General features: G+C 65.2%; 10 protein-coding genes. 9 read left to right on the plus strand and 1 reads right to left on the minus strand.

Annotation, left to right across the window (positions count from 1 at the left end):
* Positions 1 to 346: 346 nt before the first annotated feature.
* Positions 347 to 526, minus strand: a complete 180-nt coding sequence (locus GEV43_RS56300) for an alanine racemase (protein ID WP_160822891.1) — start codon at positions 524 to 526, stop codon at positions 347 to 349.
* Positions 527 to 889: 363 nt separating this feature from the next.
* Between GEV43_RS56300 and GEV43_RS25655 the strand changes: the two genes are divergently transcribed.
* From GEV43_RS25655 to GEV43_RS25695, 9 genes are all read left to right on the plus strand, one after another.
* Positions 890 to 1,135: a hypothetical protein gene (locus GEV43_RS25655; protein WP_160822892.1), complete on the plus strand. Its 246-nt coding sequence runs from the start codon at positions 890 to 892 to the stop codon at positions 1,133 to 1,135.
* Between the two features lie 46 nt (positions 1,136 to 1,181).
* Positions 1,182 to 1,508: a phosphopantetheine-binding protein gene (locus GEV43_RS25660; protein WP_160822893.1), complete on the plus strand. Its 327-nt coding sequence runs from the start codon at positions 1,182 to 1,184 to the stop codon at positions 1,506 to 1,508.
* Between the two features lie 20 nt (positions 1,509 to 1,528).
* Entirely contained in the window at positions 1,529 to 2,917 is a 1,389-nt protein-coding gene (locus GEV43_RS25665) for a condensation domain-containing protein (protein ID WP_160822894.1), read from the plus strand.
* Positions 2,918 to 3,129: 212 nt separating this feature from the next.
* A complete protein-coding gene (locus GEV43_RS25670; protein WP_160822895.1) occupies positions 3,130 to 8,853 on the plus strand; it encodes a type I polyketide synthase in 5,724 nt (1,907 codons plus the stop codon).
* A 312-nt stretch (positions 8,854 to 9,165) separates the two neighbouring features.
* Positions 9,166 to 10,914 (plus strand): ABC transporter ATP-binding protein, encoded by a 1,749-nt coding sequence (locus GEV43_RS25675; RefSeq protein WP_160822896.1) that lies wholly within the window; start codon positions 9,166 to 9,168, stop codon positions 10,912 to 10,914.
* Complete coding sequence (locus tag GEV43_RS25680; RefSeq protein WP_160822897.1) at positions 10,911 to 12,695, plus strand: ABC transporter ATP-binding protein; 1,785 nt, start codon at positions 10,911 to 10,913, stop codon at positions 12,693 to 12,695. Before GEV43_RS25675 ends, GEV43_RS25680 begins: the two co-directional genes overlap by 4 nt.
* 49 nt (positions 12,696 to 12,744) lie before the next feature.
* The gene (locus GEV43_RS25685; protein ID WP_206681281.1) at positions 12,745 to 13,713 is read left to right on the plus strand and encodes a fatty acid desaturase; all 969 of its coding nucleotides are present in this window, start codon (positions 12,745 to 12,747) and stop codon (positions 13,711 to 13,713) included.
* Positions 13,714 to 13,838: 125 nt separating this feature from the next.
* A complete protein-coding gene (locus GEV43_RS25690) occupies positions 13,839 to 15,389 on the plus strand; it encodes an amino acid adenylation domain-containing protein (protein WP_160822899.1) in 1,551 nt (516 codons plus the stop codon).
* 291 nt (positions 15,390 to 15,680) lie between these two features.
* Positions 15,681 to 16,685 carry a fatty acid desaturase gene (locus tag GEV43_RS25695; protein WP_160822900.1) on the plus strand — a complete coding sequence of 335 codons (1,005 nt, stop codon included), beginning with the start codon at positions 15,681 to 15,683 and terminating at the stop codon, positions 16,683 to 16,685.
* Position 16,686 lies beyond the last annotated feature (1 nt).

A 16,686-nucleotide genomic window follows, 5' to 3' on the forward strand; every position in this document is an offset into this window, starting at 1 on the left:
GCGGTATCCCCTCCAGCCTTTCGGCCCATTCGAGCACCGTTGGTTGCCCTACCGCCGGGTCCGAACCACGCGGGCGGCATATTCGCGGCCGGCTGACTCCGGCTGGTCGAGCGGGCGGTGAGACCGGGGCCGTCGGGTTCGTTGAGCCCGGCGTCGATCTCATCTGAACCCGAGCGGTCTTGCCGGCACGCCGGGCCGTCTCTGCGATCTCGTCGATGAGCCACGTGGCGCCTACGCAGATGTCGTTAGCCCCCTTTGATCGCAGACTCGACCTGTTGGCCTGGCCACGCGATCCGCGCGAGGATCGGTGCACCGCCCCCCATGCCTCGGAGCTGCAACGCCTCGGTCACAGGAGTCGTCCCCAGATGTGTGACGCCGCCCTGAGGCAGGCAGTGCTGTGGGAACCGGCGCCATGCCCGTAACCATTCGCCTTGACGGCCGAAATGAGGTTTCTGGCCGTGCTTCTCTGCCGGAGCAGTCTGATATTTGCGCGAATGGTCGACAGGGCGCTGATTCCTTGCGTCATAGAGGGATCGTGATATTCTGGTCCTGCCCAGCCAGATGTGTTCTTGAATGGGAACAGCTCGACCGGTTAGCGGGTGCGGGCCGAGAACGAGTCCCTCACACCGACATTGAGTGCCTCTCCGAGAGAACCGCTCCTACGGACCTCAGGGACGAGGCAGACCAGCACACGTTTGCGCGGGCAATTCACGGCGTTCCACGAAACCTCGGGCCTACGCTCACCCCGGGTTTTGTGTCGGCTGGTGAGAGCCGTGGCGATGGGCGATCTCGACGGGCAGTCTGAAAGCTTGTGTGCAACTGAGGATTTTCCGCAGTTGCACAACATCGAGAACTTGCCAGCGGGACCGGGGCGCGGCATCTTTAGGGAGTGCCGCGGCTTGTGCCAAAGCTAGTATGTTTCGACCTGGCCGCCGGTGTTGAGTTCTGTCGGCTGCTCGGCTTCCAAGTGGCCTATGGGCGCCCGATGAGCGGATTTCCCTACCTCGAACGCCGCGAAGCCGAGTTTGTGCTGGAGCAGTCGTTGACCAAGGATCGGCTCTATCCGCAGGTCTGGAACGGCCCTGAACGGGCGGCGATGACTCCAGAGAACGGGTCTGGGGGCCACCGAGACTGAGGACCGCGAAATCGCGATAAGGACGTGCCCGCGAGGCAGGAGAAGTATGGGAGTCGATGAGCAGGTGACGGACCAAGGCAATGTGAATATCGTGGCGATCGCGGATTTCACAGAAGCCGGCGAGGCCGAGGTGAGGACGGACGGTATGGTCGCCGACAATGTCGAGGAGCGTCTGATCGCGATCGTGGGCAAGACGTTGGATCGCACCTGCACAGTCGATGACAACCTCTTCGAGCTCGGCGCCGTTTCCATCGAGGTGCTCGACGTCCTGGCACGAGTTCGCGAGGACTTCGGTGTTCGAGTCCGGCTCCGTGACTTCTATCAGTCTCCCACCATTCGGGCCCTGGGCAACATGATCGGGGATGCGGGTTGAGAACAAACAGCACGGATTCGTTGACGTCAACCCTTCCGATTGGCCCGCTCCAGGAAGGTATCTGGCTCTTCTGTCGGCTGAATCCGACGAGTCCCGCGTACTGCATGCCAGAGGTCTTCTACTTCGATGGCGACTTCGACACCGAGGCTGCGGAGTTCGCACTCAACGAGGTCATACGCCGTCATGAGGCCCTGCGTACGACGTTCCACCAAACGGACTCCGGGGGCGTGCAGATCATTGATCACGATCCGGAGCCCGTTCCGGTCGACGTGATCGACCTGCGCGGTCTGTCGGCGGTTGCGCGGAAGCCTTTGCTGCAGTCGGCCATCGACACGGCAGCGAACCTGCCTTTCGACATTACGGCCGAGCCGGCGATCAGACTCACTGTCATCCGGGTGTCCGAAATCCGGACCGCGCTGGTCCTGGTCGCTCACCACATAGCTTGTGACGGCATGTCGATGGGCGTCATCTGCGAGGAGTTCGGTGAGATCTACAGATCGGCGCGGCGGGGAGCCCCGCTCGATCTCAAACCGCTCGGACCGGGATACAGCGCCTTTGTGGAAGAGCAACTTGCCGAGCTCTCTGACGGCAGGCTCAATAAGGAGGCGGCTTACTGGCGGGAACAGCTCGCCGGAGTCACCGGCAGTGCGCTACCCGGAGGCGGCGGTGCCGCCGAGCGAGCCCCGGGGACGCTGGATACCTACATGCAGTCCGTCACGCTCGACGACGGACTGGCTGTCGCGCTCTTGGCGTTCGCGCGCCGCGCCAGGTCGACACCATTCTCGATCCTGCTGTGTGCGATGAAGGTCATGCTCGCCGTGGCCACCGGTGACGGTGATCAGGCCGTGGGCACGGCGACGAGTGGGCGGACGCCCAAGTTCGCACGCACCGTGGGGGCGCTCGCCAACATGGTCGTTGCTCGCACGCGGATTGAGATGACCAAATCGTTCACCGCCATGCTCGAACAGGTGTCGCTGGGGCTTATGGACGCCATCGATCACCAGGACCTGCCGTTCAGCCGAGTGGTTGCCGAACTGCAGCACGCCGGCCTCCAGCCCGGGACCGACGTTGTACGAACGGTCTTCTCCGCAGGCACCACCGGAAGCGGCCTGAAACTCGGCGAGGGAAAACTGTCGGAGGCCCTGGCACACACGGCGGAGGGGCCTTTCGACCTGGCCGTGTACTGCGACTTCAGCCCCTCGGGTATCGCTCTCGATTGGCAGTACGCGCTACGCACCTACTCGCGCGAAGTCGCACATGACTACTGCGCTGCATACCAGGAGATCTTGGCGAAACTACTGCAACAGCCCGACGCGGCAATGGACTCGCTCGGCCTGACTGAGACTCTGGCCCGCGTCGTCCCGTCCCCTCGAAGTGACTCATCCGGGCCTCAGCATGATGCTTCCTGATGGGACGGAGCCGAACTCGCTCGCGGACGGTCTGGCAACTCCGGTAGTGGGGTCCGCGGTCGCCGGAGACGATGTCGGCCTCGTGTTGAACGCCCTCAACCTGCCGCATTTGCCGCAGTCAGTCGGGTCGGCATGACCCTGTGGGGCTGGTTATCCGTTTGAGTGAGCTTTCGGGTGAGGCGACACGACGCCCTTCACGGAAGGAGAAGCGAATGCGCGAGCCGCTGGCCATTGTGGGCATGGCTTGCAGAGTTCCGGGGGCAGCCGACTACCGCTCACTGTGGGTCAACATCGAGTCAGGTTCGACGGGCATGGTCGAGGTCGGAGAGCAAGACCGACGACGAGAAGGTGTGCGTCTGGACCCGACGGTCCGGAACAGGTACGTGCCCGTTGCCGCACCCCTGGACGGATACGACGAGTTCGACAGCGGCGCGTTCGGCATCAGCGCCGGCGAGGCCAAAGGTATCAACCTCAACCACCGCGTCATGATGGAAGTCGTGCTCGAGGCGATCGAAGACGCCGGCTGCGACCCTCTGCGATACCCCAAGAGCATCGGGTTGTTCGCCGCCGGTGGCGGTGCGTCGCCCGGCTCGGTCCTGCAGCGCATTGGTGACCCGCAGTATGGAGACGTCGCCAGGCCGCTCAAGGTGTCCGAAGCGATCAACTGGGGGGCGCTCCTCGACAACGACTTCCTGGCCACCCGGATCGCCTATCCGCTCGACCTCCGTGGGCCGTGCTTGACGGTCCAGACTGCGTGCTCCAGTTCCCTCGTAGCCTTGCACCTGGCGTGCCAGAGCGTACTTTCCGGTGAATCGGACATGGCTGTGGCCGGCGGGGTGAACGTCGAGATCCATCAACGGGTGGGCTACTACTACCAAGAAGGCAGTGTCTGGTCCACCGACGGCTACTGCCGACCGTTCGACCGTGCCGCCACCGGCACCATCACCGCGAACGGCGCAGGCGCAGTTGTGATCAAGCCCTTGGACCAGGCGCTCTCCGACGGAGATGCTGTCCACGCCGTCATCCGCGGTAGTGCGATCAACAACGACGGTCGTCGGAAGGCCGGGTTCACCGCACCGAGCGTGAACCAGCAGGCAAGGGTCATCAGTGCGGCTCTGGCGTCCGCAGGGGTCGATGGGCGCGATATCGGCTACTTGGAGGCGCACGGTACTGCGACCGAGATCGGAGACGTCGTCGAATGGGCGGCCATCGAACGTGCCCTGGGCCCAGACGGTGTGCGGTGCGCTATCGGTGCGACCAAGGCGAACGTCGGCCATCTCGGGCCCGCCGCGGGCGTTGTCGCCCTGATCAAGGCCGCACTCGTGCTCTCACACGAGCGGATTCCCCCGGTCGCGAACTTCGTGGAACTGAACCCCCGGATCAAACCGAGCAGCGCGAGGCTCTTCGTGCCCGATGGGTGCAGCAGGTGGGAAGAGGAGGACAGGCCGCGGCGGGCCGGAGTGAGCTCGATGGGGATAGGCGGAACCAACGCGCACGTGGTCCTTGAGCAGGCGCCGGTCCCAGAGGCGGTCGACGAGCCGATTGAGGTTGTCTGCATCCTGCCGGTCAGCGCCGCATCGAGGTGCAGCCTTGAGGAGACCGCGAACCGCGTGGCGGAGTTCGCCGCTGAGAATCCGCAGCGTCTACGGAGCCTCGCCCGCACGATGAGGACGGGCCGCCGCATCCTTCCACACCGGGAGGCGTTCGTCGTCGCGACACGGGGTGCGGGGTTCGTCAGCTGGCGCACTGGAGGCCGGCTCGCGAAGCGGGCCCCTGACAGCGCGATCATCTTCCCCGGACAGGGAGGACGGGTAGGGGATCTGACGGCTGCCGCTGCCGAGATCGACGGATTCAGAGACTTGCTCTCGCAGACGCTCCAGTGTCTGCCGGCCGACGATCGGCCGCTGGTGAAAGGGCTCCTGACCGGAGCGTCCGAGACCGCGTCCGGATCACGACTCGCGGAGCTCGCGGTGCTCGTCCAATCGGTGACGGTCGCCAGATCGCTGCTCGCCGATGGCTTGGGGGCGCGGTCACTGTGCGGGTTCAGTCTGGGCGAGATCGCCGCGGGCGTGGTCGGCGGAGTCTTCACCCTGGACGAGGCCGCCGCCGTCTTGTCGGAGCGAGCCCGGCTGCTGGCAGCCGCCCCAGAGGGTGGGATGATCCGGGTTCGGCTCTCCGAGAAGTCCGTCACGCGGTACCTCAGCACCGATGTGTCGCCGGCGATCGTGCCCAACGGCCGCGACTGCATGCTCAGCGGCGAGGCGGCGGCGATCGACGCGATCGCCGATCGGCTGCGTACCGACGGCATCGCCTGTGTCCGAGTCCCGGTCAAGCATCCGTTTCACAGTGCGGTCCTGAACGGTTCCGTCGCGGAATACACGAAGGCTTGGTCCCAGGTCGAACTACGGCGACCAGAGCTGCGGCTGATGTCACCGACAACCGGCGACTGGCTGGACGAGGAGACGGCCCGCGATCCCGGGTTCTGGGCGAGTCACCTGGTACGGCCGGTCCGTTTCGGCGAAGCCATGCAGAGGCTCCGTGTGAACGGTACGGATCTTGCTTACGTCATGGATTCCGATGCGGGTGTCACCCCGTTCGTCAAGGAAGTGTTCGCCACCGATGCTCTGGCGATGGCCACCGCCAAGCACGCGGGCTACGACGCGGTCTCTCGAGCACGGCTGTTGGCGACCGCGTGGTCTGCCGGACAGGATTCGGTCAATCTGACGACCGAGCAGATCGGTCGGAGGAGCGGTCTCGACGCGGCCCCGGTTCTCGTCCATGCCCCCACCTATGCGTTCGATCGAAGCTCTCAGAAGGAGCAACCGCCGGTGCATACCGAAGCACAGTCGACTCCCAGTTCCGCCAGGCCAAGCCCGGCAGCGGAGGACCAGACGCCTCCGGAAGCACCGATCCCGACTCGGTCGGACGTTGACACTGAGACAATCGGCGACAGGGTCCGGAGGATCGTCGCGAGGCTCGTGGGGAGTACGTCGGAGGACACGGACCTTGGCGTCTCCTTCATCGAGCTCGGGTACGACTCCTTTCTGCTGATCCAGCTCGCAGACGCGCTGTCAACGGAGTTCCAAACCGACATCGACGTACGGCAGCTGTACATGGATTTGGATTCATGTGACGGCGTCATCGAGCATCTCAAGAGCGTTGCCTCGACCAGCGGGCAGTCGGCGCCCGTTGCGATGGAGTCTGAGCCACGCCGGCTATCCCAACCTCTCCCCAGTGCCCCGCCGGAGCCGCGTCCGGCGCAGTTCGCCGCTCCGGTTTCAAGATCGTCCGGGCAGGCTGCCTCCGGCGATGACACCGATCCGCTCCGGGCAGAGGCCGAGTGGGCTCAGCGAACCCCGGAATCGAAGCGGATCACTGAGGAGGACCGGTTCACACTGGCGGACCAGCGGAATTTGATGATCATCCGCAAGGGGCGCCGTGAGGTGAGCTATCCCGTGGTCGGGGTTCGCGGTGAGGGCGCCCGATTCACCGACGCCGACGGCCGTGAGTTCCTCGACCTGTGCATGGGCTTCGGCGTCAATCTGCTGGGACATTCATCGGAGCCGCTCACGGCCGTCCTGCGCACGTTCGAGGCGTCTGACCTGCTGATCGGCCCGCAGTCGTCCACCGCCGGCGACGTTGCCCGCGGCATCGCGTCGCTGGCCGGTGTCGACCGAGTCGCCTTCACCTCCTCGGGGACGGAGGCGGTCATGGGCGCCGTGCGCGCGGCGCGTGCGAAGACGGGGAGAGACCTCGTCGCGCTGTTCTCCGGGTCCTACCACGGGACTTTCGACGGCGTGCTGGTCGCTCCCCGAGCGGGCGGTGAGCGGGGCGAGACGACACCGCTGGGCCGGGGTACGCCGGCCTCCGTGGTCGAAGACGTCATCGTCCTGCCGTATGACGACTCCGCGATTCCCATCCTGGAGTCCTGTGGCGACCGGCTCGCCGCTGTGCTCGTCGAGCCGGTCCAAAGCCGGCGCCCCGGGCATCAACCTGTTGATCTTCTGCACCGCCTCCGCGCGCTCACCCGCGCACAGGGCGCCGCACTCGTATTCGACGAGATCATCACCGGCTTCCGGTGTCACCCCGCCGGCGCCGCGGCCTACTTCGGTGTTCATCCAGACCTCGTGACATACGGCAAGGTCATCGGCGGAGGCATGCCGATCGGGGTCATCGCGGGCGACGCGGAGTTCATGGCGCCCATCGACGGCGGACGCCGGCGGGAGGGCGACGGCGGGTTCCCGCAACGGCCGAGCATGGTGTTCGCAGGAACGTTCAGCAAACACCCCCTGGCCATGGCGGCGGCGCAGCAGATGATCCTGCATCTCGAGAAGGAGTCGCCTCGGCTTCAGAACTCGTTGTCCGGCCGGACTGCCGCGCTGGCCGAAAAGATTAACGCCCACGCATCCGCTAACGGGTTCCCCATCGGAGTCGAGTACTTTTCATCTCTCTTCCGGATCAATGTCGATGGCTCCCCGCTGTCTGAGGACATGTTCTATCTCGGTCTCCTCAATCGAGGCATCTACGTATGGGAGGGCGGCACCTGTTTCCTCAGCGCTGCGCACTCCGACGCGGACTGTTCAGAAATCGCTGAGGCGGTGGCCGAAGCCGCTTCGGAAGTCGCGTCGCGAGGTTTTTGGGACAAGGCACGAGCAGCGGGTGGGGTGAGCCCCGGGTGCGACCCGTCTGCGGTCGTCGGCGAGGCGCCGTTGACCGACGGCCAGAAGCTGTTGTGGATGTCCAGTGAGCTGGGTGGTGAGCTCGGCAAGGCATACCAGATGTCCGGCGTGCTCCGCATCGAAGGCACACTGGACATTGCGAAGCTCCAGCCTGCTCTCGAGCAGGTCGCTCGGCGGCAAGAAGCGATGAGGACCGGTTTCGAGCAGGATGGAGGATCGCAGTATTGCACCGCACGCGCAGTTCCGACACTGACGGTCACCACCCTCAGCGATGCGTCGCCGGGCGACGTCGAGGCGCTTCTCGACCGGTTCACGCAAAGGCCGACAGACATGTCGGCGCCTTCGCTGTTCCGGTTCCACCTGGTCCAGACCAACGAAGCGGCGTTCCTGCAGTGCACCGTGCCGCACGCCATCGCCGATGGTTGGTCGTTCAACGTCCTGTGGTCGGAGCTTTCGGCCTGCTACCTGAGCGGCGAGGCCGCCGATGCACTGCCCGCACCGGCGAGTTTTCTCGAATATGCGCGGTGGAAGCGCAGAGACGAGGACGAACGGTTCAAGGTGAACGAGGCCGTCTGGCGGCCGAAGCTCGACGCGGCATGGAGCTTGGTCCCACTGGTCGATGGCGCAGGACCGTTCAGATCCGTCATGCGTGTGGATTCCCTCCGCCAGGAGAGCCTCGCGACCTTGCGCGATCTGGCGCGGTCCAGCGGATGCACTATGCATACTGCCGGACTGTCGGTGGTGGCAGCCGCGTCGGCGCTGCTCACCGGCGACGCTCAGCCCGTCATGATGGCCCAGCAGACCGGGCAGCCCCGCCATACCGGCAAGCCGCTCATGGGCTTCTGCGTCGACGTTCTGCCGGTGATCGTCGAACTGCCCGACGACAGGTCCCTGATCGATGTGGCGAAGGCAGTCCAGGCACAGATGCTGGACGGCTCGGAGATTACGTCCGGCCTGTACCGCCTGCTGCAAGACAAGCGGTACCGCGAACTGCCGACCACCTTCACCGGGTTCAACTACGAAGTTCACATCCCGGAAACGATGTTCGGCGCCACCGCCGAATCACTGACGATGCCGCGCGACACCATACCGTGGCCCGCGATCATCACCATCGAAGAACGCAACGACGGAATCCAGCTGATCTCCGAGATCTCCGAAAGCAGTGCCCTTGCGCCGTTGGGGCCTCGGCTGGCAATGGCGGTGGAGCAGGTCCTCTCCAGTTCCGGCCGGCAGCTGGGAGAGCTGCGCCGTCCCTGAGAGAGGGGGTCGGCATCCGGGCTTCCTGTAGCTTTTGGACCTCGACCATGCACGGAAAGGCTGTAGGTCATCGCCGATGACCGTCAGACCTTGATCATCCTCGGAGCGCAGTTCAGCGTCGTGACCATTTGCGTGATCGACGCGGACCTATAAGATCACCAGCGGTGCGTCACGGGGCATCGAGACCCTGAGCGGTCAACGATATTCTTGCGGGCCGAAAGGGCAGTCCGTGCGATCACCGGTGTCGCCCAACAGGGTCTCGATCAATGACCGCTGCTCCACCTCGACCGGTGAAGGGTCAAGTGTTCGATCATGCAACGTATCCCCGGACTCGGCGCTGAAGGGCTCGACCATCGATCTCCGGCCAGGTATTTCTTCGCGCTCGCCGGAAAGCAGTGGGCCGCCACGATCTGGGGTTCGACGGCGTCCGTCATATCGATGGCGAGCCAGGCCTTGATTCCGGTCGCGATCGGTCGCGCAATCGACCTGGGCATTGCCCGCAACAACACTCGCGAAGTGGTCCAGTGGTCGATGGCCGTCCTGCTGCTCGCCATGCTCAGGTCGGTGTTCGGCATAGCGTTCTACCGGCATTCGGTCACCACACGCACGGTGACTGGTTGCCTGACCATGCGGATGGTGACGCGGCACGTCACGCGGCTCGGCGCCTCGCTGCCGCGGCGGCAGGGAGACGGCGATCTGATAGCGACCAGCACGGCGGACGCCGCGACCATCGGTCTCGGCCCGCTCTACGCGGGCCGGGTCCTGGCGTCCGTCGTGGCAGTCGCCGTTGTCACGGTGGCCATGCTCATGATCTCGGTTCCGCTCGGACTTCTGGTTCTGGTGACCATCCCGGTCCTCAGCGGCCTCAGCGGTCTCCTCCTGCGCCCCCTGCACCGACGCCAGGACGAGTATCGGTCCCAGCAGGGCCGGCTGGCCGGGCGCGCCGTCGATATCGCTTCGGGGCTGAGGGTTCTCCAGGGGGTGGGCGGAGAAAGGCGCTTCGCGGCGCGTTTTCGCGCTGATTCAGCGCGGTTGCGGCTCGCGGACATCGATGTGGCGCGCGCCGAAGCGGATCTCGAAGGAGCGCGGGTCCTCGTTCCGGGTCTGGTCACCGTGATCGTCACCTACACCGCGGCTCTGCTGGTGCTCGATCACCGCCTGTCAATCGGCCAGCTGGTCGCGTTCTACGGGTTCGCGACTTTCCTCGTCCTGCCGCTCGCCGATTTGATGGAGGGCGCAAGCGAGGTCACCCGGTCGTGGGTGGCCGCCGGTCGAGTGACCAGGTTGTTGAACTTCGAGGCGCAGGACAGGGGCACGCCCGGTGTGCCCGTCTCCGCTCCGGAGGCCCGGGGCGGAGCTCACCTGACCGACGGCGTTTCAGGACTGACGGTCCCGCCGTCGACGTTCATGGCGGTCGCCTGTGCCGACGCCGCCGACGCCGATGCCCTGGCCCGTCGAGTGACGCGCTTCGAAGACTCCGGCGATCCCGCTTTGGACGGCATGCCTCTGTCGTCCCTGCCGCTCCACGTTGTGCGGTCACGTGTCCTGCTGTGCTTGAACAGTGACCGATTCTTCGCGGGCACGGTACGAGAGGAGATCGCACCCGACGGAACGGCCGACGACGAGGAGATCGCCACCGCTCTTCGGATCGCTTGCGCGACGGACATCATCGACGCCCTTTCTGCCGGTCTCGAAACACAGATGGCGGGTCGCGGCAGGACCTTTTCAGGCGGTCAGTTGCAACGCCTGAGATTTGCCCGCGCGCTGCTGGCGAACGCCGAGTTCACGGTCCTCGTGGAGCCGACCAACGCTGTGGACGCGTATACCGAGTACCGCATGGCAGAAAATATCGCCGGTTTCCACAGTTCTCCCTCAGTTGGGCGGAGCACTCTTGTTTTCACGGTGAGTCCTTCCGTGCTCCAGCAAGCGCAGCAGGTTGCCTATGTGGAGAACGCCCGCGTGCTCGCCATCGGCACTCATGAAGAACTTCTGGAGAGTCATGCGGCGTACCGGGTGCTGGTGGCGCGTGACGATGCCTCACAGGTAGGGATTGGGATATGAGGGTCCGCACACTCCCGGTCGCCGACAAAGAATTTGTTCGGGGCTTTATTCGACAGCTGGCGCGCAAGCACAGGAAAGAGCTGGCCGGGGTGCTGGCCCTGTACGGACTAGCGGTGAGCAGCGGCCTGGCCGGCCCACAACTGCTCGGCACCCTTGTCCAGGACGCGCGAGACGGCACAACGGTCGGTCACGTGACGGCCGTCGCGGCCGCGCTGGCCGGATTCATCCTGGCGCAGGTGCTCTTGACTCGTGTCGCCTTTCAAGCAGCGGGGCGACTTGCCGCGACCGTCCAGGCCGAGATCCGTGTCAAGTTCGTCGAGGACGTGCTCGCGCTTCCGCCGGCCGTCGTCGAAGGAGCCGATGACGGCGACCTGGTGACGCGTGCCACGCTGGATGCGGACACGCTGCGGCGCGCCTTGCAGCTGGCAGTCCCTCAGGTCGTCGAGGCCTTGGTGTGGATTGCCCTGAGCGTTATCGCCCTCCTGCTGGTATCCCCGTTGCTGGCACTCGCCCTGCTGGTCGTCTTCCCGCCTCTCCTGGCGGCGAATCGGTGGTACCTGGCCCGGGCACGCGCGGGATTTCTGCGCGAAGCCGCAGCCTCCTCCGGCATCACCGAAGGTCTGGATGCGACCATCCAGGGTGCGGCCACCGTTGAGGCATTCGGTCTGGAGGATCATCGGGTCCGCCGCGCGGAGCGCGACACACAGGCCTGGTACGAAGCGGTCGAGTACACGTTGTGGCTTCGGACGGTCAAGTACTCGACCGACTCGTTCCTCTTCACCCTGCCGGTGGCGGTCGCCCTGTTGCTGGGCGGATACGCCTACACCAAGGGTTGGGTCGGCGTCGGCCAGGTGACTGCCGCTACCCTCTATCTCCTTCAGTTGACATTTCCCCTGGAAACACTGCTCGACTGGGTGGGAACACTCCAACAGGGCAACGCGTCGCTCGCCCGTTTGCTCGGCGTTGCGGACGCTCGATCCGAGAAATCGGACGCTAGATCCGAGCAGAAGCTCAATGGGCACGGCGTCGTTGCCTCCGCTGACCTCTCCGCCAGAGATCTCCGGTTCGCGTACGGCGATGGACCAGACGTCCTGCAAGGGATCGACCTTGCCGTGCGCCCTGGCGAGCGGATCGCCATCGTGGGGCCGACTGGGAGCGGTAAGTCGACACTCGGCCGGCTGCTGTCCGGGACCTATCCTCCGCGCGCGGGGACCGTACGGCTTTCCGGCACCTCCCTACATGAGCTGCCACGCGACGACTTGCGCAGGCGCGTACTCCTGGTGAGCCAGGACCAATACATCTTCGGTGGGACTCTTCGGGAGAATCTCGAACTGGCCGCCCCCCGCGTGGATCAGGACGCTCCAGGGGAGGCCGATGACACCGTTATCTGGAAAGCGCTGGAAACGGTCGGCGCGGATGATTGGGTAGATGCCCTCCCTGAGAAGCTGGATACCGCGGTAGGCGCCGGTGGGGACGAACTGACCGATGCGCAGGCTCAGCAGATCGCTCTGGCCCGGCTGCTCGTGGCCGATCCGCAGGTGCTGATCCTCGACGAGGCGACTTCACAAATCGATCCCGGTTCCGCCCGGCAGCTTGAGCGGTCCCTCGCGGCGGTGCTGAAGGGGCGAACCGTGATTTCGATCGCACACCGACTGCACACGGCCTACGACGCGGATCGAATCGCCGTTGTGGAGGACGGGCGCATTGTCGAGGTCGGTTCCCATCAGGACCTGATCGTTCAGAACGGTGCCTATGCCCGACTATGGGCCAGCTGGGCGTGAGCTGCCACTCGTGGCTCGGGCTGCTCTTCTTCCTAGAGAAGGGAAAGTGGTGACGGTCTGGAAGAACACCCCCAAGGACTCGATTCTCGTGGGGTTGAGCCTGGCGCAGTTCGCTATTACCCCGCTACTGGCGATCTCCTGGGACGCGGTCTCGCTGCCAGTCAGGGTCGCGGGAGGGGCGCTGGTCACCTTGCTGATGACGTACAACATCATCGTCATCTCTCACCTGTTCACCCATGTGCCCTGGTTCGCGAGCGTTCGTCTCAATGCTGCGGTGTCAGTGGTCAACTCCGTCAACATCGGTCAGTCGGTCCAGGCATACCAGTTGACCCACGTACGGAACCACCACCGCTTCAACAACGACCGGCAAGGTGATGACGGCACTACCCGCGACACCTCCTCCACGTACCGCAAGGGAAAGAACGGTCAGCACGAACCGCTGCTGCCCTATGCTTTCGGCGGTGCCGTTGCCTCCATCGCCGACCGCGTCAAGGGCGTGGCTTCGGTGGTCCGCCTTTGGAAGGTCGGAGACAGTGAAGAAAAACTGCTTTCTCTGGCATCGCACAGAGAAATGCGGAGAGTCCGCGAACTCCGCCAGATTCAAGCCGACCGTACCGCGCACAGCCTTTCCCTGGTGGTGTTCGTTTCGCTTTCCTGGCAGTGGACGGTCTTCTGCTATCTCCCCGCGTACTTCTTTGCGCTGACTCTGGTGAACGTCCAGAACTACTACCGGCACTACGGCGCGAACCCGGAGGATCGCGCGTCGGATTCGGTGAGCCACTACAACCGTGTCTACAACTTCCTCACGTTCAATGACGGGTACCACCAGGAGCACCACCTCAGGCCCGGCACGCACTGGTCTCAGCTGCCAGGGGTCAAAGACGACCAGCGGGTCAGACTGGAAGCGCAGCCCCGCGTCGTGAGCCCGGTTCCCGCCATGCTCGGCTTCCTCGACCGACGCCGGCCCCTGTTGCACGAACCCCTGTTGCACGAAGCCGAACCAGAAGGCATGCCTTGATGCCCGGTCCAGATGCAGGAGCCCGCCAAAGCCCCGGCCGTGTTCCCAGGTAAACCCCGTTGGTGGGGGAGGGAAGGGCGCCAGGCGCCTGTACAGCATGAGTCGCTTCAGGAGTGAGTATCAGCATGACTGACCAGCAGCGAGAACTGCCCCCCGACCTGCTGGCCGCGGTCCTGGCCGGCGCCCGGCGCCACGGCGGACGGATGGCCGTGTCAGCTTCCGACGGCAGCGCGACATACGCCCAACTGGTCGGCCGGGCCTCCGCGCTGGCCCGGGCATACCAGGAGCGCGGTGTCTGCCCGGGGGACCGGGTCGCGCTGGTTATGGCGCCTGGCCGGGATTCTGTCGCGGCTTCGTTGGCGGCGTTCATGACCGGTGCTGCTTATGTGCCAGTCGATCCAATCCAGCCGGCCCGGCGGCTCAGACAGGTTCTCGAAGGCTGCCGCCTTGTGCTGAGCCTGGACGTCTCCAGGGCGGTGACGGGCCTGGACATGGCCATCACACCAGATCAGCTCGCCGGGGACTGGGCCCTGGCAGATCGGACGGCAGCGGCATCGTACAACCAGAGGCCGCTGGCCGACGACGTCGCCTACGTCATCCACACTTCGGGCTCGACCGGCACCCCGAAGGGCGTCCAGGTCGGGCACCGTGGCGTAGTGAACCTCATCGAGGACGTGGACACCCGGGCGCCGGTGCCGGACCCGCACCGGGGAGCAGTCTGGACGAGTCCCGACTTCGACGTCTCGGTCTGGGAGACCTGGTCCCCGCTCTGCACAGGCGGCTCGCTCGTGATGGCGCCCGCGCGGGACAGGCTGGAAGCGAGCCGGTACCTGGACTTCCTGCACCGGGAAGAGGTGCACAGCGCCTACATCCCACCGGCCTTCCTGACGGACGCGCGCACCGCGCTGGAGGCGGACCCGCACTTCTGCGGCACGCTGACGCGCCTGTTCGTCGGCGTAGAGCCGATCGCGCTCGGATTGCTCCAAGCCCTGGTACGGGCTCGCCCCGGACTGTGCGTCGTCAACTCGTACGGGCCGACCGAAACAACCGTGTGCTGCACCCTGTTCACCGTTCCTGCCACCGGGGGAGACCCGCTCGCTCGCACCCCGATCGGTACCGCGGTCAAGGGCAACACGTTGCTGGTGGTCGACAGCACCGGAGCCCTCTCGCCAACCGGTGAAGGGGAACTGGTGGTCCTCGGCGAGGGAGTGGCCCGCGGCTACCTCAAGACCCCCGATCCGTCCCGGGACGGATTCGCGCCCTGGCCCGGCTTCCCCGGCCGCAGGGCTTATCGGACCGGCGACCTGGTACGCACCCTTCCGGATGGGAACCTCGTCTTCGTCGGCCGTGCCGACCGCCAGCTCAAGGTCCGCGGATACCGGATCGAACCAGGCGAAGTCGAGACCGCGATACGCGCGGTGGTCCCCGTCCAGGAGGTCATCGTCGGCGCCCGCGACCTGCCGAGCCGGGGCCGGGCCGTGGTCGCGTACGTACGGATGCGCTCCGGGGCCGACTGGGACGCAGTCAGGGTGCGGCGCAGGCTGCGCGAGCTGCTGCCCGTCCACGCCCTGCCCGCCGAGTTCATCCGCATTGAGTCTGTGCCCCAGACCAAGAACGGCAAGACGGACTACGAGGCCCTGGCCACCCTGCCGCTGCCGGGTCGGCCGGCTCTCTGAAGAGCGCGCAGTTCCGCTATGCGCGCACAGCCATTGAGACTATTCGGCCTCCGGGGAGGCATTGGACAAGGCGGCACACCTTGACCGGCTGCAACTCAATGGACCATGATTTCAGTTGTCTCTCAATTGAGAAAGGAGCCAGGCCCGCCCGCCACGGGGCCTAAACGTTGTCCCCCCGTCGAAGGTTGAGTGTGCCTGGACATATGCAATTCCCTATGCACGGTCCGGATCACGATGCCGTGCTGATGCCTGGCTCGACGTACAGGTTCCGCAGTGGAAGGAGTAGAGACTGTGCCCAGAAAGGATCGCGCCGCTCGATACAGATTCTCGCCTGAAATCCTCGAGGCAGTTCGTGTCGCGTCGCGTCTCGACAACTGGCATGGTCCCCTCGAAGTGATCGAACACTGGTTCTGGATCGCGGTATGGTGTGCGGCGTCGGTGCTCGCATTCCAGCATGCCCCGCTGTGGGCTGCGGTCTTGGTCTACATTGTCGCGGTATTCTTCATCGGTGGACGCCAGCGGGCCCTTGCCGGCGTATTGCATATGGCCACCCACCGTGCGTTCATGGCACGGCACCGTATGGGCAACCTGATCGGAGCCTTGTTCGGCGGCTACCCGGTGTTTCAGAGCTTTACCGGCTACCGGGCTTCACACCTTGGTGAGCACCACGGCAGGCTGGGCGATCCGGACCGCGACCCCGACTACCGGCAATACCAGGACAATGGGCTGTGTGGCGACAACCTCAGCCGGGCGGCGTTGCGCCGGTACTTCGTGACTGTCATCAGCCCGCGTGCGACTGCCTCCTACATCTACTACCTACTGCGGCACAGGATTGTGGCCAAGGGCGAACGGATGACGGAGCGGTGGCTGCGTGTCGCCATTCTCGCCATGCTGCTGGGTTGGGCGGTGTTCGGCGGTTGGTGGGGCTGGCTTGTGCTGCTCTGGTTCGTGCCGATAGTCACGACGCAGGTCTGGATCGGTGCCGTGGCAGAGCTCATGGAACACTTCCCGCTGATTGAGTCCGCGCCGCGTGTGGACATCTACATGTCCTGGAACCGGGTGTACGGGCTTGCTGGCCGCTTCCTGCTCGGGGAGAAGGACGGTGAGGGGTTTCACCTGGTACACCACCTGTTTCCGCGGACGCCGATGTGGCGGCTGCGCCAGGTCGACGCGATCCTGCACCGTGACCCGGTGTACGCGGCTCTGCCCCGCTTGGCCGGCGTGCGTGGTGGGATGGCGCAGATCTATCGGTCGCTGCCTTCCTCTGCATGCAGTGCGACGGAAACGGCTATTTAAA

The organism is Actinomadura sp. J1-007 (assembly GCF_009793335.1).
GTDB classification, from domain to species: domain Bacteria; phylum Actinomycetota; class Actinomycetes; order Streptosporangiales; family Streptosporangiaceae; genus Spirillospora; species Spirillospora yumaensis.